At 41.5% G+C, this 21,362-nt stretch carries 14 protein-coding genes and 1 pseudogene; 2 read left to right on the forward strand and 13 right to left on the reverse strand.

Annotated elements, in window-relative coordinates; all coding sequences use genetic code 11:
* Positions 1-226: 226 nt before the first annotated feature.
* Both IGK77_RS15830 and IGK77_RS15835 read left to right on the forward strand, forming a co-directional pair.
* Positions 227-661 carry a helix-turn-helix domain-containing protein gene (locus IGK77_RS15830; RefSeq protein WP_438713382.1) on the forward strand — a complete coding sequence of 145 codons (435 nt, stop codon included), beginning with the start codon at positions 227-229 and terminating at the stop codon, positions 659-661.
* A complete protein-coding gene (locus tag IGK77_RS15835; protein ID WP_438713383.1) occupies positions 658-1,137 on the forward strand; it encodes a hypothetical protein in 480 nt (159 codons plus the stop codon). The genes IGK77_RS15830 and IGK77_RS15835 overlap by 4 nt, the downstream gene beginning before the upstream one ends.
* A 210-nt stretch (positions 1,138-1,347) precedes the next feature.
* On the opposite strand, the pseudogene IGK77_RS15840 reads toward IGK77_RS15835, so the two are convergent.
* The 13 genes and pseudogenes from IGK77_RS15840 to IGK77_RS15900 all read right to left on the reverse strand — a co-directional run.
* Positions 1,348-1,608 (reverse strand): annotated as a pseudogene (locus tag IGK77_RS15840) (DUF7006 family protein); the annotation flags it as partial.
* A 107-nt stretch (positions 1,609-1,715) separates the two neighbouring features.
* Positions 1,716-3,194: a helix-turn-helix domain-containing protein gene (locus IGK77_RS15845; RefSeq protein WP_438713384.1), complete on the reverse strand. Its 1,479-nt coding sequence runs from the start codon at positions 3,192-3,194 to the stop codon at positions 1,716-1,718.
* A gap of 49 nt (positions 3,195-3,243) precedes the next feature.
* Positions 3,244-4,527 carry a helix-turn-helix domain-containing protein gene (locus IGK77_RS15850; protein WP_438713385.1) on the reverse strand — a complete coding sequence of 428 codons (1,284 nt, stop codon included), beginning with the start codon at positions 4,525-4,527 and terminating at the stop codon, positions 3,244-3,246.
* A 61-nt stretch (positions 4,528-4,588) separates the two neighbouring features.
* Positions 4,589-10,762 carry a WxL domain-containing protein gene (locus tag IGK77_RS15855; RefSeq protein WP_438713386.1) on the reverse strand — a complete coding sequence of 2,058 codons (6,174 nt, stop codon included), beginning with the start codon at positions 10,760-10,762 and terminating at the stop codon, positions 4,589-4,591.
* 13 nt (positions 10,763-10,775) lie between these two features.
* Positions 10,776-11,819 carry a DUF916 and DUF3324 domain-containing protein gene (locus tag IGK77_RS15860; RefSeq protein ID WP_438713387.1) on the reverse strand — a complete coding sequence of 348 codons (1,044 nt, stop codon included), beginning with the start codon at positions 11,817-11,819 and terminating at the stop codon, positions 10,776-10,778.
* Positions 11,820-11,910: 91 nt separating this feature from the next.
* Positions 11,911-12,705, reverse strand: coding sequence for a WxL domain-containing protein (locus tag IGK77_RS15865; protein WP_438713388.1), 795 nt, complete (start codon positions 12,703-12,705; stop codon positions 11,911-11,913).
* A 16-nt stretch (positions 12,706-12,721) separates the two neighbouring features.
* A complete protein-coding gene (locus IGK77_RS15870) occupies positions 12,722-13,036 on the reverse strand; it encodes an LPXTG cell wall anchor domain-containing protein (RefSeq protein WP_438713389.1) in 315 nt (104 codons plus the stop codon).
* A gap of 537 nt (positions 13,037-13,573) precedes the next feature.
* The gene (locus IGK77_RS15875) at positions 13,574-13,924 is read right to left on the reverse strand and encodes a DUF7006 family protein (protein ID WP_438713312.1); all 351 of its coding nucleotides are present in this window, start codon (positions 13,922-13,924) and stop codon (positions 13,574-13,576) included.
* Between the two features lie 20 nt (positions 13,925-13,944).
* Positions 13,945-15,423, reverse strand: coding sequence for a helix-turn-helix domain-containing protein (locus IGK77_RS15880; protein WP_438713311.1), 1,479 nt, complete (start codon positions 15,421-15,423; stop codon positions 13,945-13,947).
* A 44-nt stretch (positions 15,424-15,467) separates the two neighbouring features.
* The gene (locus IGK77_RS15885) at positions 15,468-16,733 is read right to left on the reverse strand and encodes a helix-turn-helix domain-containing protein (RefSeq protein WP_438713390.1); all 1,266 of its coding nucleotides are present in this window, start codon (positions 16,731-16,733) and stop codon (positions 15,468-15,470) included.
* A 59-nt stretch (positions 16,734-16,792) separates the two neighbouring features.
* Entirely contained in the window at positions 16,793-19,435 is a 2,643-nt protein-coding gene (locus IGK77_RS15890; RefSeq protein ID WP_438713391.1) for a WxL domain-containing protein, read from the reverse strand.
* Between the two features lie 12 nt (positions 19,436-19,447).
* The gene (locus tag IGK77_RS15895) at positions 19,448-20,485 is read right to left on the reverse strand and encodes a DUF916 and DUF3324 domain-containing protein (protein WP_438713308.1); all 1,038 of its coding nucleotides are present in this window, start codon (positions 20,483-20,485) and stop codon (positions 19,448-19,450) included.
* A gap of 85 nt (positions 20,486-20,570) precedes the next feature.
* Positions 20,571-21,362, reverse strand: a 792-nt coding sequence (locus IGK77_RS15900) for a WxL domain-containing protein (protein WP_438713392.1), incomplete at its 5' end; no start/stop codon positions are given.

Raw genomic sequence — 21,362 nt, forward strand, 5'->3', positions numbered from 1 at the left:
TTCCCTATTAATTATTTGGTTTTATTTTCCCCATTCTTGTCAGCTTACTAGTAGCCACATCCGACTGCTGGTTAAATACTTGTAACAAGAAGTAAAACAAATTGTTTATGCTAGTTTAAAAAGGGGCCACTCTTCGTAGTAACGATGGCTGAAAAAGGGACCACTACTAACTCACAATAAGTAAAGAATCAATTTACTTATTGGAGGTCTTGGAGTGATAACTTTTATGGATAAATTAACAGTCATTCGTCTGTTAGAAAGTGACCGTTCTCAACGTTCTGTTGCGAAAGAATTGGGCCTCAATCGAAAAACTGTTGGTCGATATTGGCGACAATATCAAGCAACACAAAGAGTATTGGAACAAGATCCTCCCAATCCGATAAAAAAGGAGCAACTAACAGCTCCACCGACTTACCAAACAACTAATCGCCAGCCAAGAAAATATACGCCTGAAATCGACCGACGGGTCGAAGAAATATTCGCATTTGATCAATTAAAAGCGAAACAACTGGGGCCTCATAAACAACGATTGACAACTGTGGCTATTCACGAAATGTTGGTATTAGAAGGTTTTGATATCGGTCAAAGTACATTACGCCGTATATTCGAGAAAAGCTTCAAGCGAAAAAGGAAGCTTATATCAAGCAACTTTATCCGTTGAGGTATCGAACTGAGTTTGATTTTGGCGAAGTAAAATGTCTGATCAACCAACAAAAGAGAACATTGACACTCGCAGTATTCTCTTGTCCATTCTCTGGTTATCGTTGGGGAAAGCTCTATGAATCTGCCAATCAACAGGTTTTTTTAGATGCCCATATTTGTTTCTTTGAACAACTTCAAGGCGTTTATTCCACGGTAGTTTATGACAATATGCGAAATATAGTGAAACGCTTTGTCGGTCGACACGAGAAGGAACTCAATGACGAGTTAGTGAAAATGGCTCTTTATTATGGTTTTGAACCGGTGGTGACTAATCCCTTCAGCGGTCATGAAAAAGGTCATGTAGAGAAGAGTGTGCCGGTCTTACGACGAAAAGTGTTCATAAAACAGTATGAGTTTGAATCAATCGGACATGCCCAAAGACACTTAGACCAATCCCTACTTGTAACATTATTGAGAATTTTTTCTGGTTTATAAAATTTCTTATATCTTAAGCTTCATTATTTTTTTCTAGTCTCCTTTGTAATTGGAGTACCTGGAACATCCGTGCGAAATAGTGCGGTATAAAAACAATACGAATAATGGGTTTATTTATCGATGTAAAATTTGGATAAACTCTGTTGGACTTTTTTGAACACTCTACAAAATCTTTTTCGTAACAATTTGGTCGATCCACCCGTTGATTAATCATTGAACATTGAAAATTATGGAATGTTTCGGTTCCATACTGAGATCATACCCGCATAGTTCTTTGAAATAGGTGCGATAATCCGTTTCAACCATTCGAATGATAGCCTCATCCGAAAAATCATCAAAGACAAGCAATTCCGAGACAATTCCTAGCTTCGCATCGATCCCTAAGATCTCTGGCCAGGCTTGCCAAAAATTATCTTGTGTGAGTTGTGCAATGAGAGTCTCCAATCGGTCCGTTTGCGTGTTTAAATAGACCTTTAGGTCTTCACTTGTTCATTTATCGGCCTCTTCAAAAATACTTTGAAAGCCCTTCAGATACGCTTCTTTTGTAAAAAATGTCGTCATTTTTTTCCTTCCTTCTTTTAAAATATTTCCTGATCGATCAATGGATTCAACTGATGCTTGACTCTTGCCCAATCTTGCACCGTAGGAATACTGTCCATAAGAACATAATCCGCTTCAAAAGTGAAATCCAAAAGGTACGGTCGATAGTTCGTTACAATCAAATCAATGTGTGCATCATTTAAACGTTCCGGTGTCAATTCCTGAATCGGTATAAACAACAGCTTATGATATTCCCCTAGTAATACACGTGCCTGCATTCGGATTGATTGAACCACTAAATAGTCCCCTTCTAATAAAAATAAAACTTGTTTGACCGGTTGGTAATAGTGGAACAACAAGGTCATATATGCCGTGAAACTCACCACGATATCTTCAAAATATTGGGCAGATAAACTGAGTACTTGGGCGTGTTTTAGGAGAAATTGTTGATGGGCTTCATAAATCTGTTTATCGCTTTTCTTCACCATCCAATGGATTTCTTCTAGCTCTTTGTTCAACACCGGACTCACCGCTTCATTCATCAAGCGCGAAATGAAAAAAGAGGTCATGAACTGTCCTAAAGTATCTGTATCCCACTGTTCAAAGAAAGGATCAGAAAGGTAATCTGACACGATGATCTGAAGATCCTTCCAGTGGCTGAATCGTTGGTTAAAAGTTTGTTCTTGGTCCACACGATGGATCGTCCGTTTGGAAATAATCGATAAATGGATCCAAGCGAATTCTTCTTTTGGTAGATAGATCTCGTATTCCTGTTTGATCCTTTCTTGTAAAGAATAAAGCAACTGAAAATCTTTTTCCTGATAAATGCTTGCTTTTAGCCATTCAGGTAAGGAAACAAAACGGTTTTGATGGACTCGGACCATTGCGATATAAAGATGGTAATAAAAGGCTGAAATCGTGATTCCTGTGCCCAACTCATACTTTCCAAGTTTGCCAGATAGTTCGTTTAAAATCAATGTATGCAGCCCTTCGGGTGGACGGATCGTAAAGGGTGTCTGTTCACTGCTGTAATAAAAATCAAAGAAGAACTTGCGGATATTGACTTCTTTCCCTAAAAAATTGACCGGGTTAAAAGCCAACGTTAACTCGTACTCAGCTAATACCGGTCGGATTTTTAATAAAAACCTTCGCAAAGTACTCTCTGCATAACTGTACTGATGAGCCAAGTCAGCCAGTGTTAAATCTTCTCCCCAAAAAATATTTCCCACGATTTCAAATAATACTTCGCTTTCCAAAAGTTGTTCTTTTTTCTCTTGATAGTCTCTACGATTTTGTTCTTCAAAACGATACCCACTATAATTCGAGCGCAATTCGATGCTTGTGCCAAAATGGTTTTTGAATGTTTGAATATCTTTTATTAAGGTACGTTGTGAAATAGCCAGTCGTTCACTCAGCTCTCCAATCGTAAAACGCTGTTCTTGTTCCATCATACTTAACACCTGCATCCATCGCTTGACCTCTGCGCTTGTAATAAACGCCATCTGAAACTCACGCAACTTTTTTCCCCCTCACTTGTTCAAATATTTTTCTTTCCTACCTGTTAAATCATCTTGATTCAGAAAATACAGAGAGCACTTCAGCGATGTTCTCCTTGCTAGGTACGTAGGGAAGTGTAATCGTTACGCGAGGGTTTCTAGCTTGTGGTTGATTCACGATTTGTACATGGCGTACTAGTCCAAGTGGGTTCATTTGGGCAGCTTCAATCACCTGTAGGCCAGATTTTTTTAACCTCGTTTCAACTTCCTGTTTGATCCATCGTATCAAAGCACGTGGTCCTACTAGCTGATAGGAAACATAAATCGTCTGGCTATATTTTTTTTTCTCGGCTAAAAAACGTTTCATGAGTACGTCTAAAGGAGACAGTTTCTCACTGTTTGCATACGGCACTTGTTCTGGTGCTTCAAGTGTAGGCAACTGGAAAAAGGCCTCCATTAAAAAGAGGAGGATTTCGAAAAAATCATAAGTCAGACCTTCGGTCTCACGCATCGGTAATTCATACTCACTCGCAGGTGAAAACATGCGGATAAATACTTGTTGTGTCATAGGGTTCAGAAACTGGCGTTCATCTAATGACAGGAGGAACAACGCCGCTTTTTCTGCTCCTGGAAGAGCCACACGCACCTGTTGATCCAGAGCCTGGATCAGCGTCGCTTGGAGTTGTTCATGTGTCACTTGATCCTGTAAGCAATGTCCTTGGTCGACCCGTTGCTTGGCCAATTTCAGCCATTGATTAAACAAGGTTTCGTCTAGGTGCCAAGGTCCCTCTTGAACCGACACTTTCTCCTGATACAGGTCCTGAATATGTTCTGCAAGAACCCTGGGATACAAGGGTAAGGTGAAATAAAAATCATAAAGGAATTGGCGAATCCCCGCTTCTTCTCCCCACAGTTGATTGGTTTTCGATTCAAGTTTTATTCCATAATAGGTCGTCATTAACGTTTGAAGCTGCCGTTTCATCCGTTGAAAGCTTGCACTTGAAACATCAAGATACGCCATCCACTGGTGATTATTTAAACACTTTCCCGCAGCCAATTGATCCACCAAGAGAAAAAGTTTCTCTTCATCCAATAGAGCTTGTTTCTTCTCATAATACCCTTTAGGGTCAAGAAAGGAAAAGTGGTAGCCCTTCTCATCGCCGATCAATTGGATTCTCTCACCAAAGTAATACTTGATTGCCTTCATATCTTCAATGATCGTCCGTCGCCCAAAGCCAGTCTGCTCAATTAAGGTTTGGGCGATAACGTGTTCCTCTTTTTCTAACGTTGCCAATAAGACCAACCATCGTTTAGTCTTATCCGCCATGACTAAATGATCAAATAAACTGTGCATATTTTTTCTGTCCTTTCTATGAAGAAAAAGAAAAGAGCCGCAGCCCTTCTCTTTCTTGTGATTAATTGCCAGGAACTGCACTTAGTTCCCAGGTTAACGTTGTTTCATAGGTGCTCGCTCTTGGATTCGCCGTTGGTGGGACTTCCAGTGCCACGCTTTCGCTTGCACTTTCCCTGTCACCAAAACGATAGATCCAAGTACCGCCCCCTTGACCGTCGCGTGCGGTCAAAAGTTCAGTCTTTTCTCCTGGAATTAAAGTGACACCGTCTTGAGCATACAACGTCGGTTCGTCACTTCCGTGAACAGACTTCAATTGTTGGTTCGTTAATGACAAACGTGCCCCTCTTAGTTCATTTTCCTGTAAATCCGTAAACTGACTGTTTTGCGTAACTGCTAATTGCCAGCCGTGACGTTCCTCTTCTGGCCGTCGATCACTGATCTGGATATAGTTTGGTCGCTCTTCCACCTCATTGACGGTTCCATCAGGATTTAACAAGCGTTGCGGTTGCGCATAATACCGCTTCGTTCGCGTAGAGATTGCTTGTTCGCCAAATGTGAATTGAGAAGCAAAATCAATACTTAATAAGCCTTGTTCTTCTTCCAACTCAGGTTTGTTCTCTGGATCGACTTCAATTTCTGGATTCATCGGATCTACTGGTGAGACAGGACCAAGATTTCCAACCGTTAAAATTGTCGCTGGTTCAAATGTCACATCATGAAACAGTAATTCGGTTGCCGGATTGATATTACCTCGATCATTATTTGTTTCAGGTGGAGCAACGACCTCTGCGGCCTTTGCGGATCCTGCATTATCCCGTAAAAAGATTTGAATTTCATCGTCTTCTTTTAGTACGAGTTCACTTAGATCAAGCGTAAATCTGCCATCGTCGTTAACAGTAACCTCCGACGTATCAAAGGATTGCCCATTATGCGTTGCGGTCACTTCAACCTCTTTATTTTCTGAAATCCCTTGGATGGTTTTACTATTTTCACCAATGATAGAAGATGAGAATTTCGCAGGTACCGGAGGGACAATTGGAAAGACTTCCACAGTGTTCGTTAGAATCTGATGGTCAAAGCCTTCGGTCAGTTCCCCACTGGTTAATTCTACGTGACTGATTCGAACTTTTGATCCCGCTTCGAGGGGTTCAGGTAAGGTAATTTCAAAAAGTCCGCCACGTGGGGCTTCTCCGTAGATACTGATACCTGGTGATTCGTCTGAATGACCGACGGTCTTGGTCGTATAGTCTTGTGTGTGTCCTGATGGAGATTCTACTTCGACTGTCACGATCGCTTCATCATCCCACGCTGGACGACTATCATCTAGTCCTACAGGAAGACTCACGCGCCCATAGATTTTCTTATCAGCATTGGTTGGCACTCTCAGCTCATCTGCGATAGCCCAGCGCCCATTATTACTACTTAAACGACTGTATGCAGTTAAACCTGTGTTTCCAAACACGTCCGTATTTAGTTGATCTGGTGCACTTGTCTGGCTTAACGTATTAAAATTTGCACCTCCGAATGAATAATCAATACTACGGAAATCCAAATCTGGATCCCCAGTAAGATCTGCACCATTTTTCCAAACAGATAAATCACTATTCGTCGCATTTAATGTAGAACCATTATTGACATTAAAAATATTTCCCCCACCTGAACGATTATTTTGAAAATTCATATACAGAGGATTCTCAAAGTTTACATTAATTACTGCAGCACTAAATACTCCTGCGGTAGCTGACGCAGTTCGACCTTCGGCTCTAAATATACCCCCATTTTTTACATCAAGTGTAGGAGAACTTGTTCCCATGTCTAACGCAGGACCACTTTCAGCAATAATATTGACATTTGAACCAATTCCTTCAATAGAAAAAGAATTATTTGTACCACCTGGATAACTAATTCCCTGGTTATTTACTCCGATTCCTCCATCATTTGCTGTACCATTTCCAGGATTGTAGACGCTAAATTCACCACCATTTTGAACCATTATGGAATTATTGTTTCCATACATACGCATTCCAGGTGTGGATCCCCCCGTTTTTTCAATACTCATTTTTGCGTCATCTATCGTAAAACTACTACTACCAAATTGTATAAATCTTACCGCCGCTGCTGCACCTCCAGCAGGTTCAGAGGAAGCTCCTTGTTTGACTAATAATTCTGCTTTCTCTGAAATATTGAATTGCGCATTTTCACTATAAAGTCCGATTGTAGTTGCCATATTACTAATAATTTCAACAGAAGCTTCACTTGAAACATTAATTTCTGCTCCGGGTGAAACCCCGCTGCCAGTTCCCAAATATATAGTAGCTGTAGTAAAAACTGCAGCAGCAGAACTAGATATCATAACTTCTGTTCCTACGTCTGAAATATTTAATTTAGGATAACTACCATTTAGCCAAATACTGCTTGCACTAACAGAATCCATATTAATAATACTGCTAGAGCCGATACTAACCTCGTTATTATTACCTTGGGCATAGATATTACGTCCACTTGTGGTTTTCAAAGAGATTTCACTCATATTATTAAATTGTATTTTATTGCCATTCCCAATTTGTGAAATATTATCCCCACTGGTTGTTGTTGAATAAAATTCACTATTTTTTACTGCAAAGATCCCATTACTTCCTTCAGAATAGAAACTCGTTCCGTTAAGCAGATTTGTTTCCAACTCACTATTCTCTATAGTGGCTTGAGACTCATCGCCAGACATGACTATTCCTCGCCTATTTCCAGATGTAACATCAATTGTAACTTTTGAATCCAATATATTTATTTTAGGCGTGTCTCCTCTCAGATGAAGAGCATTATTCATGGTTGTTGTTGGCAGTACAGTACTACTCGTAGTTGTGGCAGATAATTTAGATCCACCAATTACGGAAAGCCCGGGCCTAGCATTATTATTGCCTATTTGAATATTCTCTGAAAAACCAACCCCATCACTGTTTAGGTTGAATTCACTCTGATTATCCAGTGAAAGCAAGGCATCCGTTCCCTGTAAAATCATTCCCTGAGAATCACCAGTATCTGTAATGGCAAGCTGACTGTTATCTAAGAGTACTTGAGGCGTCGCGCCTTGCAGATAGATTCCTCGACCTGTGGAAGCAGCCATTTCCAATTGACTGTTGGTCATAGACAAAGTAGGCGTTGCCCCTATCATATTTATACGCTGTCCAGAACTAGACCGAATGGCTGACTCGGTTTCATCTAATTGAAACAATGCGTCATTTCCAGATAAATCAACACCAATTCCTGTTGTCGTTTCTATTTCTGACGAAGATTTCATCATTTTTACTGTAGGAGAAATCCCTAGCATACTCAATGCTTGACCAGCAACAGTACGGATATTTAATTGGCTATCATTAACGTTTAACTCTGCATTTCCTCCATTTAAGTATAACCCTCTTCGGTTATTATTTGTAACTGAAATATTTAGCTCAGACCCACCGGCTATCGTTGATTTGGGCTCGGATCCTCTCAAGTGAAGAGCATTATTAACGGTGTCTGTTGGTAATACAGCTGGACTTGTTGTAGTGACGGATAGCTTAGAACCATTTGTCACAAAGAGCTCTGGTCTAGCGTTGTTATTACCTATTTGGATATTCTCTGAATAACCAAGACCGGAACTATTTAAGTTGAATTCACTCTGATTATCCAGTGAAAGCAGGGCATCCGCTCCTTGTAAAATCATTCCCTGAGAATCACCAGTATCTGTCATAGCAAGCTGACTGTTTTCTAAGAGTACTTGAGGCGTCACACCTTGCAAATAAATTCCTCGACCAGTAGAAGTAGCCATCTCCAACTGAGTGTTGACCAAAGATAAGGTAGGCGTTTCTCCTATTAGATTCATTCGCTGTCCAGAACTAGATTGAATGGCTGACTTGGTTTCATCTAATTGAAACAATGCATTATTTCCTGATAAATCAACGCCAATTCCTGTTGTGGTTACTATCTCTAAGGAGGATTTTATCATTTTTACTGTAGGAGAAACTCCTAGAAGACTCAATGCCTGACCCGCAGCAGTACGTACATTTAATTGGCTATCACTAACTTCTAACTCTGCATTTCCTCCATTTAGATAGAACCCTCTTCTGTTATAACTTGTCACTGAAACATTTAATTTGGAACCTCCGGAAATTGTCGCTTTAGGCTCAGCTCCTCTCAAATGAAGAGCGTTGTTTGCGGTATCTGTTGGTAACACAGCACCGCTTGTGGTCGTAACAGAAAGAGTTGAACCACCTGTAACAGAGAGCTCTGGTCTGGCGTTATTGTCTCCTATCTGAATATTTTCTGATGTTCCTAGCCCTGCTCCTGTTAAAATAAATTCACTCTCATTTGCTAAAGAAAGCAAGGCATCTGGCCCCTGCAAAATCATTCCCTGAGAATCACCAGTATCTGTCATGGTAAGCTGACTGTTATCCAAATGAACCTGAGGTGTTTCACCTTGCATGTATATCCCTCGTCCTGTAGAGGAAGTCATCACCATCTGCGTATTGGAAAGTTTTAAACGCGCAGCATCTCCAATCAAATTAACCCTTTGACCACTCGTACTAGATAGTTTTACAGTTGAAGTGTCAAAATTTACGGATGGTTCTCTACCAGTCACATTTATTGCTGTACCAGTAGGTGAAGTAAGTTGAATCGTACTATTTTTTGTAGAAAATATGGGAGTATCCCCAGTAATACTCACGGCTGATTGTGATGCGGAAGTAACAATTAATTCGGAGTCATTCACCATTAGTTGTGCGGTGTCTCCACCTAAGTGTATCCCTCTTTTTGCTGCAGTAGTTGTAATCGTTAAACTGCTCTCTGAGTTGATAAATATTTTCGGTCCAACTCCGGTAAGTACTACCGCATTATTTATTATATCTGATGGAACATCTCCGGTTCCTCCAGTAGTGATTGTGAGTTGACTATTTGAACTAATAGATATCTCTGGGTTTTCTCCCCTAAAATCGATTGTATTTGCTGCTCCAGCACTTGTGGTAATCGTTATGGTTGAACCATTTTCTATGATTAACTTTGGATTTGTTATAGTAGCTCCTGAAAAGAAAACAGTTGAGTTTCCTCGATTAATGGTTACCCGTGCTTGGTTTATAGCGGATATTTCTTTTGCTTCAATAAAAATTGTAGTAGCTACAATCCCTTGAAAATTTGATTGGCCTCCTGTAAAAACTAGTTTCCCTTCAGGAGAGGATACTAACCTCAATTCATTGGCATTCAATGCTGTAATATCTTCTAATTCAATGGTCCAATTACGACTACTCTCAGAAGAGGCATTCATTAATGGCGTAGTACCTACCCTTGCAATAGTCGCATTTTCTATCCGGAAGGTAGTCTCTTCTTCTACATCTTCAAATTGAAAATAAAAACCAGTATTACCAAAAGTCAGCGTATGTCCGTTTCCTTGTATCTTGATTGGTCGGTCGATCGTCATGATATTGGCTGTATTTTCAGTTAAATTTGCTTGAACAGAGATAATGCTGACTTCAGGATTTGCGACAGCTTCTCTGAATGCAGCCATTGTTGAGACTTCTTCTGTATTTCCATCAAAGACTGCCTGTTTGAATGTTTCGTTCTCAGAAGGAATAGTTTCCTCTTTCGATTCTTCGGTTGCTACAGGAGCTCCTTTTTCTTCTGATTGTTCAGTCGTATTTGGATATTGCTCATGTTCTTCATTTGATTCATCAGATGAATCCTGATTCATTTCTGATTGATCTTCAGTCTCCGTTTCTTCCTTTTCCGATATTTCAAGTGTCGCAGTTACGTCTTCGACGGACACATCATAATTACCTTCAGCTTTAAATACCACTGGAAGCACAAACGTTTGTTGCGCACGCTCCGCTTGAATTACCCATTCATCTGATTCTTCTTGGTTGATGGTAACCCCAGCTTTTAACTGGTCTTTTACCAGCTTTGCTTCCTTCGGAAGGGTAATCCTTGCCTCTGACACCTCTTGATCTGAAACAAATGTCACCTTCAATGGCTCTTCAACCGTTCCTTGAAGGCGAGAGTTAGGAAAGGAAAAGCGAGGCTTGCTTTCTTCTGCCACTTCTAGATAGTTTTTTATGGATGGAAGTGCCAATTGTTCTTCTTCCTGTACTTGCCCCCCTTCCTTTTTATCCGTGGTTTCCGCATAGACGATGCCTACTGGCAGGAGGAATGCATGCAGAACAAGAATCATCGTCCCTAAAATGAGCATTCCTTTTTTCATTAGCTTTCTCATGGAATCCTCCTCTCTATAATTCTTTTGCACTTTCACGTGCTCTTTTCTTTTGTCTCATCAGGTAAAGCACAAGTCCAAATATTAAAATGAGCAAAATAATCGCACCGATCATCCACCAATTGACACCTGAATCAATCGTTACGTCTTCTCGATTTAACTTGCGGGCTTCATCGGCTTCAATCGTAAATTCACGCGTCCATGACCACTCGTTCTCTCCAGATGTCGCTGTTAATTCTAAGACATAGTTCCCACTTCGAAAACGGTCCCCTTCTAAAGAAATTGGGAAGTTGAAGTTGGAATTAGGCGCCATCTGCATCATTTCTTTCTCGGCCTTATAGAGAACGTCGTTCTCCCCTGCTCGTTTTACGGTAGCTTCCACCGCTAATTGATTGACAAAGGTGGGCGTGAAGTTTTGTAGCGTGGCACTGATCACATTGCGATAATTCAATTGATCCGCAAACACATCTAATAATTCCAACTCCGGTTGCACCGAGTCTCGGGTATTACTGACGACCACACCGACCACATGAGCAAATTCATTCTTGATAGCTACGCCTTCTCCTTCTGGGGCATCACTATCTTCCTCTTCTTTTACTTCGGTGATTCGTAAACCGCCGGCTAAATACCCTTCAAAGGCGTCTTTAGGCATTTGGAGAGGAATTTCTATAACCTTTGTTTCATTTCCCGCTACAGTAATGACCTCCGAAGGAGTCATCAGCTCATCCAAAGAGTAGAGTAAGGTTGGATCCACTTCTTCGGCATCTTTGCCATACTCGACATTCCCCAAAGTATTCGTATAAGCCGTATGCGGTGTCACCTGAACGTTGATTGGTTCTGAACTGGAATTGCCGACTTCTAGTCGCAAAATCTCTTTTTGCCCAGGTGGGAGCAATAACTCGTAGTATCCTTTACTTTCTTCCACTTGACTCTCTGGAAAAAGAGGGGTAACGTACGTATTCAAACCCGCTTCTTCGGCCTGGACCGTCGGATGCGGTAAGAAAAAGAAAAGCGCTATAAGCAACCATAGACCTTTTTGCATCGATTGTTTGTGTATCATTTGTCATAATCCTTTCTAAAAAAAGCAGCGTCACAGAAATCTGTAACGCTGCCAGTGACTAATGGAACATGGAAATGAGAATGGTTACTTCTTAAACCTCATTATCAGGTGTTAGTTCTAATTCCCATGTCAATGTAGAGGTATACGTTACCGCATCTTTGGCGGTCGAGCCAGGAACAAATAGTTGGATCGCCGTATTTTCAACGACATCTACCCCATCTTCCACTTGTTTTGCGAGCGCATCATGATCTCCCCAAACAACGGAAGAAGTTCCGCCACCTTTTTGGTTAGCAGCCGTCATGACTGGCACGGCATCTTCATTTGGAATCAACTCTAAGCCACTTGTGTGAATCGTTGGTGCCTGATTTACATCATTCACACTGTAACGAAGGGAAGGATCGAATAACGTGATTTGGGCGCCTTTCAACACACTATTTAGGGTATCTGTTTCTGCTTGAAACTCACTTAAACTCACGCTTAGTTCCCATCCTTCATTCGTTCCGCGTGTATCTTGAACTTGTGCCATACTGATATAAGGAATCATATTTTCCTCACCTGTTGTTCCGGCTTTCTGTTGCATTTCCGCAATCATGTTGTAATGTTCATCCGCAGTTGAGATCACTTTCGTCCCAAAGTTCATTGTGGGAACGGTTGCGATCGTTAGTGGTCCTGTACCAGGAATTGGGGGAATCGTCACCTCTGGACCGTCGGGATCAGGTTCTACTATTGTGTCTTCAATACTTGGAGTGAAGGTGACCTGACCGCTCGTTGTTGTGTCACGTACTTCTTTTGACTCTTGGTCTACCTCTTCAGCGAAGGCTTGTACGCCTCCTGCGAAGATCATGGTTGATAATGCGGCTACAGTTGCTAAACGAATAAATTTCATACTTAAATTCCTTCTTTCATTCCATTATTTTTTGTGTTGCTTCTCTTCTTTTGTACCCTAAAACTAATAAAACACTTGCCACTAAGAAACTGCCAACGTATAGCCCGAGTGGGCTACCGGTCGTATTAGTTTGCGGTAAAGTGCCTCCTGGTTTTTGTGGGCTGGTGCTGGGAGGTGGATCTGGTGGTCCGATCGGTTCATAAGTTCCTGTAAATCCAATGGATCCTTCTGACTCGACGGATTGGACCTGTGTACCATACACCTGCAGTGGAAATTGTATCGCTATTATTAGCACAAATAGTGCAATCATCTGACCAACCGTTTTTCGCATCTTCCCTCCTCCTTTATATCTATATCAAAAACTATCGTTTTTGGGTGTACAGCAAAAATAGACATCCGAACTTGTCAGATGTCTAAAGCAATGTTGTTAAATTGGGGTTTCGATAACTTGGCATACATAAGTATTCGTTATTCTAAAAAACGATGGTTTTTGATACTATTTAGTGAATAAAGAAGACTTAACCTTTAGTCTTCTTTATATTTATTATCTTATAATAATTTATTCAAGATTAAAAATCGCAATTTTCACCTCCTTATGCATATATAGGAAATGAGATCACGATTTCATCAGAATAATTAGCGATCAATAAAAAAAGATCAAAAAATTTTGATTTTTTGAACACACAAACGACCTGAGTAAGAAGCTGTACTCTCATTTTTAACTAAAAGATTATTTAGTGGCGTTTATTGAGCTGAAAAAAATTCGTTTCTAGGAGAATGCTTATCAAAAAGAGTGTTCAAAAAGCATTTTTTTGAACACTCTACAAAATCTTTTTCCTAACGATTGGGACGATCCCCCATTGATCCATCATAAAACATTAAAAATCATGGAATGTTTCGGCTCCATACTGTGATCATACCCGCACAGTTCTTTGAAATAGGTGCGATAATCCGTTTCAACCATTCGAATGATTTCCTCATTTGAAAAATCATCAAAGACAATCAATTCCGAAACAATTCCTAGCTTCGCATCGATCCCTAAGATCTCTGGCCAGGCTTGCCAAAAATTATCTTGTGAGAGTTGTGCAATGAGGGTCTCCAATCGGTCCGTTTGCGTGTGTAAATAGTCCTTTAGGACTGGGCTTTCTCGTTTTCCTACTGCTTCAAAAGTTTTCTGAAAGCCCTGTAAATAGGCCTCCTTTGTCGTAAATCCTGTCATCCTTCTCTTCCTTCTTTCTTTTACAAAACGATCCGATCGATCAATGGATTCAACTGATGTTTGACCCGTGCCCAATCTTGATCGGTGGGGATACTGTTCATCAGAACATACTCCGTTTTAAGCGCATAGTCTAAAAGGTACGGGCGGTAGTTTGTCACAATCAAATCAATCTGTTCGTCATTCAAGCGTTCTTGCGTCAACTCCTGCAGTGGAATGAAGAGTAAGTGATTATGCGCGCTCAAAAGTTCTCGGGCTTGTAGCCGGATTGATTGAACCACTAAATAATCACCTTCTAATAAAAACAAAACCTGTTTGACGGGTTGGTAATAACGAAACAACATGTCCATGTATAACGTAAAACTGACCGCCACGTCTTCAACGGTAGTTGCGGAAAAAGGGAGGATCTGTGCATGCGTTTGTAAGAAGTAGGCATTGATCTCATAGATTTGCCCATAGGTTTCTTTAACCATCTGACGAACTTCCACTAATTCTTTATTTAAAACTGGACTTAGCGCTTCATTCATCAGACGTGAGACCAAAAACGACGTCATAAATCCCCCTAACGTGTCGGTAGCCCATTGGTCAAAGAAGGGATCCGACAGATAATCTGATACCACTTGTTCGAGGCCGTCCCACTGGTTGAATCGTTGACTGAATGTGCGTTCTTGATCCACACGATGGATCGTTCGCTTAGAAATGACCGATAGATGGACCCAAGCGAATTCTTCCTTTGGCAGATAGATCTCATATTCCTCATGGATCCTCGCTTGTAAAGAATAAAGTAGCTGAAAATCTTTTTCCTGATAATCGACGTTCTTTAACCCCTCAGGCAATGAAATAAACTGGTGTTGTTTGACGCGAACCATCGTGATATACAGATGGTAATAAAAAGCAGAAACGGTCGTCCCTGTCCCCAACTCATAACTCCCCAGTTTGCTAGATAGTTCGTCTAGAACCAATGCATGCAGCCCTTCAGGTGGACGAATCGTAAAGGGGGTCTGTTCACTACTGTAATAAAAATCAAAAAAGAACTTGCGGATATTGATTTCTTCCCCTACAACATTCACAGGGGTAAGGGTCAATGATAGGCCATATTCAGCCAAGATCGGTTCAATTTTCACTAAAAATCGACGCAGTGTACTTTCTGCGTAACTGTACTGGTGTGCCAAGTCAGCCAATGCGACAGGTTCTCCGTAAAAAACCGTCCCAACAATCTCAAGGAGAACTTCGTTCTCTAACAGCTGTTCTTTCTTTTCTTGGTACCCTACTCGGTCACGTTCGTCAAAATGAAAACCGTTATACAGTGAAAGCAATTCAATGGTCTTCCCAAAGTAACTTTTGATTGCTTGAATATCTTTGACCATCGTTCGTTGGGAGATCATCAAGCGTTCACTCAACGCCACGATCGTAAAATGGTGTTCTCGTTCAATAATAGTCAAGATTCGCATCCATCGTCGAACCTCGGCATTTGTAATAAAAGCAATTTGTAATTCGCGCATCCCTATCTCCTCACTTTTTCCACTCGTTTTTTTTATACTACTTGTTAAGAATAACCAGACAATACCCGCTGAATCACTTCTTTGGTAGGAAATGTTGGCAATTGAATCTCCCCGGTAGAATTCAATTGTTGTGCTTGATTCGTTACTCGGATCTGTCGAAGGACTCCTAGGTGGTTCGCCAAAGAGGCATCGATAAAATGGAGGCCTCTTTCGTTCCCCGCTGCTTCCACTTCTGTTTTGATCCAATGCTTTAACGCTGAAGGACCCGTCAAGTCATAAGAAACAGCGATGGTATTACTGTATCGCTTTTTCTGGGCAGAAAACTGTCCCATGAACGTAGCTAACAACACGTCCTTCTTTCGGCTTTCCTGTATCTCTTCTTCAAGAGGTGGCAGTTGGAAGAACCTCTCCATCAAACAAAGCAAGGTATCAAACAGCTGATAGGCCAGCCCTTCGGGCTCATGTACTACCATGTACGACTCCTTTGTTGGTGAAAATGCTTGGATAAAAGCTTGTTGAGTCGAAGGGGTCAGAAATTGGTTTTCATCTAGGGAAAGCAAAAACAATGCCGCTTTTTCTGGATCTGGAAGTGCAAGGTTCACTTGTTGATCCAACGCCTGAACAAGTGCCGTTTGTAGGTCTCTGTGTATGCCTTGATCCGGTAAAAAATAGCCTTGGTCGATCCGAAGTTGAATCAGTTTCAGCCATTGATTGAACAGCATGGGGTCCAAATGCCAAGGACCTTCTTTAAAAGTTGCTTTTCCCTGATGTAGGGGTCGAATGTGTTCCTGAAGAACTGTAGGGTATAAGGGCAAAGTGAAATAAAAATCATAGAGAAACTGGCGGATCCCCGCTTCTTTCCCACTCAATTGATTGGTTTTAGATCTAAGTTTTATTCCATAGTGTTTGGTTAACACCGTTTGAAGCTGCCGCTTCATCCGCTGAAATCCTGTATTAGAAATCCCGAGGGAAGCGACCCACTGCTGATTGTCCAAACACTTTCCGGAAGCTAACTGATCCACAAAAAGAAAAAGCTTCTCTTCATCCAGTAGTGCTTGTTTCATCCTATAATACCCCTTTGGGTCAAGAAACGAAAAATGATAGCCCTTCCCATCCCCAATCAATTGGATCGAGTCACTAAAATAGACCTTGATCGCCTTCAGATCCTCTAGAATCGTTCGTCGGCCAAAGCCGGTTTGTTCGATCAGATTCTGGGCGATGACGTGTTCTTCTTCTTCTAAGGTGGCCAACAAAATCAGCCAACGCTTGGTCTTGGTAGTAAAGATCAACTGGTGAAATAAAGTGTGCATCTTTTTTCATTCCTTTCTACGAAGAAAAAGAAAAGAGCCGCGGCCCTTTTCTTTTTCGGCTAATTGTCGGGGACAGCACTTAATTCCCAGGTGAGGGTCGTTTGATAGGTGGTTGTTCTTGGATCCGCCGTTGGCGGCACTTCAAGGGCAACACTTTCTCCTGCACTTTCTCGATCACCAAAACGATAGACCCACGTGCCTGAGCCTTGGCCGTCTTGTGCGCGCACAAGGGGCGTCTTTTCTTCTGGGATCAAGACCACGCCGTCTTGATTTTGTAGCATCGGTTCGCTGGATTCTTGGACAGACGCAAATTGTTGGTTATTAAGCAACAATCGCGCCCCTCTAAGTGGATTATTTTGAGAATCCATAAACTGACTATTTTGTGTAACTGCTAATTGCCAGCCGTGGCGCTCTTCTTCTGGACGACGATCACTGACTTGGATATAATTTGGTCGTTCTTCGGCGTCATTGACGGTGCCGTCCAGATTCAACAAGCGTTGCGGTTGGGCATAATAGCACTTGGTCTGTGCAGAAATGCCTTGGGTTCCAAACGAAAAATGTGACGCAAAATCAATACTGAGTGCTCCTTGGTCTTCAGGAAGTTCTGGGGGATTTTCCGGATCCACTTCTTGGTCAGGTGCCAATGGATCGACTGGTAACACAGGATCTAGAGTATCTTTAGTATATACATAAGTAACAGTCTGGGCCTCTTCGGTAAATTGTCCTGATGCATTTTTGGGTACTTCAGTTAAAGTGTACCCGTCAATTTCTTTCGCCTTAGTCTCGTATTCTTCCTCAATCAGTCCGTGGATAATCTCTGGTTCTGCCAGTTCCTTTCGAGTGTTATCGACATATTCAACCGTTATGTCTCCCCCTTGTTTCTTTTGATAGACTGCTTGTACAACTGTATCAGCAGTCCCCATTGTAAAAGTAGTCGTTGCATTTGTTTCATCTGCAATACTACTCCCTACTCCTGAAACAACTTCCCAACGAACAAAATTAAATGTTTCAGTTGGGTTTGCGTGAAGTGTGGTGGACTCACCTTGAGTAATCGTTGTTGTTTCTGCCGTAGGGTTTCCCCCATCAAGAGGGATTGCTTCTAATAAAAGTGCATAAGAAGGACGTGGGGGTGGTACGAATCCATCTGAAGCTGATGCTCCTACAGTTATTGATCGATAATCAACTAAATTATGATTAGCCAAATATCTTTCAGAAAAGTCATTCGGATCACTAGTACTGGAATTTACTATTGAACCGTTTACTCCAGTTATTTCGGCAACAACTGAATTCCAAGGAACTCTATAGGTTGTTAAATGCGCAACGCTTGGATTACTAGGTACTGATACATTGATACGGCCACCCATCATAACATTGTTAATACTTTGACCTGTACGCGAAAAGGTTATTGTAGAATTAGTATCTGAAGATATTGGAGGAATCCAATTATTCGAAGCACTATTACTTCCAACGACTACTCCACCCTGGTGAAGTTCAAACCTAGAATTATTACTTAGCCTAACAGGTGATACTGCCACCTGATTATAGATAATTTTTCTTTGATCAAAACCAAAAAAAAACGCTGTCGATCTATCATTGAGTGCTACTGCAGGAGAGTTTCTTCTATTTAAAATCGTTGTCCTCTCAGTTATCTCAAAAGTGGAAGCTTTATCTAGATCTATTAACGGTTGGCTTCCAGAACTTTCGGATTCGATGGTCGTCCTTCTCATATTCAACGTAGAATTTTCTAGTTGTAAGCTGTTTCCCGAAGTTCCCATGTTAATTGAAGCATTCCGGCCAGGGGCCACATTAGAACCTATTGTTCTGTAAGAATTATTAAGTTTATTTAATGAACTCCCTAGGATTGAAGAAGAGTAACTAAAACTTTCCTCAATTCTAATATCTACCATCCATGCGCTATTATTCCAAGCAGAACGAAATTGTGACCAATTTCTTACGTTAGCAGTTGCTGTTGTATTACGTTTTTGATCAGTTATTTCTGCTAAAATCCGCTTTTCCTCGGCCGCAATGACTTCTTCTGAGATTGATAGGTTCTTCTCAGCTGCAATGACTGGTTGAACTGCAACGGGAATATCACTCATCACTTCTGCATCTTGACTTTCAAGTGGCGGCTCTTTGAAATCAGTATTTTCTTGATCCTTTATATCAGAAGATTTCTGGTCCTCTGATTTTAGAGTGCTTTCCTCTACTTCTAAATAGAAATGATCCGCATCATGATCGACAGTTAAGAAGTAGTTTCCCGCTGTCTCAAACACCACAGGAAGAGTAAATTCTGTTTGTTGTCCTTCGGTGTGAAGCGTCCAGTACTCTCCATGGGAATGCGTGATGGACTCCCCATCAGAAAAATAACTTGCCAATACTTGGCCTTCCTTCGGTATCCGTACTAGAACCTCATCTGCAGGATAGGTACTTGTAAAACGTAAGATAACCGGTTGATTTGTGCCTGTCCGAGAAGTCTTTTCTACAAATGAAAACTCTTGAACTGCTGGTGGTGCTTCCTCGACCGGTGTAACAGTATTGGTACTCATTGCTACATAATCTGGTAGATGACTGCGAAAAGCAGTGAGTGCCTGCTCATCTACTGGTCCATTCGTTTCTGCATAGACCTGACTGATAGTAACGGGTACCCATTGTGCTAATAGTAAAAGAGTCGTGCATACTACAACGTATTTGCGAATGTTCACTCTAAATCCCTCCTACTCTTTTTGCTTTTTTTCTTGCTTTCTTTTCTTTAAAACGAAGTAAAGCAGGATGATGACCAATAGAATCAATAAACTGATGGTTCCGATCACCCACCAATTTGGACTGTTGTCGATCATGACGTCTTCTCGGTTCAACTTACGTGCATCGTCGGCATCGATCGTAAACTCACGTGTCCAAGACCATTCATTTTCTCCAGAAGTCGCTGTTAATTCTAAGACATAGTTCCCGCTGCGAAAGCGATCTCCTTCTAAGGAAATCGGAAAATTAAAGTTCGAATTTGGCGCCATTTGCATCATTTCTTTGCTGGCCTTATAGAGAACCTCGTTCTCCCCTGCTCGTTTCACGGTAGCTTCCACCGCCAATTGATTGACAAAAGTAGGCGTAAAGTTTTGCAAAGTGGCGCTGATCACATTGCGATAATTCAATTGATCCGCAAACACATCCAATAGTTCCAACTCCGGTTGCACCGAGTCTCGCGTATTACTGACGACCACACCAACTACATGGGCAAACTCATTCTTGATCGCTACACCTTCTCCTTCTGGAGCTTCACTTTCTTCCTCTTCTTTGACTTCGGTGATCCGTAAACCACCGGCTAAATACCCTTCAAAGGCGTCTTTAGGCATTTGAAGAGGAATTTCTATAATCTTTGTTTCATTTCCAACTAATGTAATGACCTCCGAAGGAGTCATCAGTTCATCCAAGGAGTGGATCAAGGTCGGATCCGCTTCTTCGGCATCTTTGCCATACTCGACATTTCCCAAGGTATTCGTATAAGCCGTATGTGGTGTCACCTGCACGTTAATTGGTTCTGAACTGGAATTACCAACTTTCAGCTGCAAGTTCTCTTTTTGATTAGGAGCGAGTAGTAGCTCGTAATAGCCTTTACTTTCATCGACTTGACTTTCTGGGAAAAGCGGGGTGACATGTGTATTTAAGGCCGTCTCTTCGGCTTGGGCTGAAACGGGCAAGAAAAAGAAAAACACCGCTAGGAGCCACAGCCCACTTTGAATCGATCGTTTGTGTCTCATTTGTCATAATCCTTTCTAAAAAAAGCAGCGCCACAGAAATCTGTAACGCTGCCAGTAACTAATGGAACATGGAAATGGTTACTTCTTAAACCTCATCAGGCTCATTATCAGGTGTTAGTTCTAATTCCCATGTCAATGTAGAGGTATACGTTACTGCATCTTTGGCGGTCGAGCCAGGAACAAACAGTTGGATTGCCTCATTTTCTACAACCGCTACCCCATCTTCTACTTGTTTTGCGATCGCGTCATGGTCTCCCCAAACAGTCGTCGAGGTTCCACTCCCTTTTTTAGCTGCTGCCGTCATAATTGGCACTGCATCATTGTTTGGAATCAATTCTAACCCGCTTGAGTGAATAGCAGGCGCCTGATCTGCATCGTCAACACTGTAAAGAAGGGTTGGATCGAATAACGTGATTTTCGCACCTTTTAATACGTTATTTAGGGTATCCGTAGGGGCTTGGAATTCAGTTAAGCTAACACTTAGTTCCCATCCCTCGTTCGTTCCGCGAGTATCTTGGACTTGTGCCAAACTCACATAAGGCACCTTGTTTTCTTCACCAGTTGTTCCTGTTTTTTGTTGTCTTTCAGCGACCATGTTGTAATTCTTATCTGTCGTCGAGATAATTTGTGAACCAAAGTTCATCGTTGGCACGGTTGCAATGGTTAATGGTCCTGTATTGTTTCCGTCCGGATCTACGATTGCTGGGATATCAACCCCTGGCCCCTCATCTCCAGGATCAACGATCGTATCGTCATTACTAGGTGTGAAAGTGATCTGACCATCAGTAGTTGCTTTACGGACTTCTTTTGTCGCCTCTGGCTGCTCTTCTTCAGCGAAGACTTGTACGCCTCCGGCAAAGATCGTGGTTGATAATGC

Origin of the sequence: Enterococcus sp. DIV0806c, assembly GCF_051710905.1 — a bacterium.
GTDB lineage: Bacteria > Bacillota > Bacilli > Lactobacillales > Enterococcaceae > Enterococcus_B > Enterococcus_B mundtii.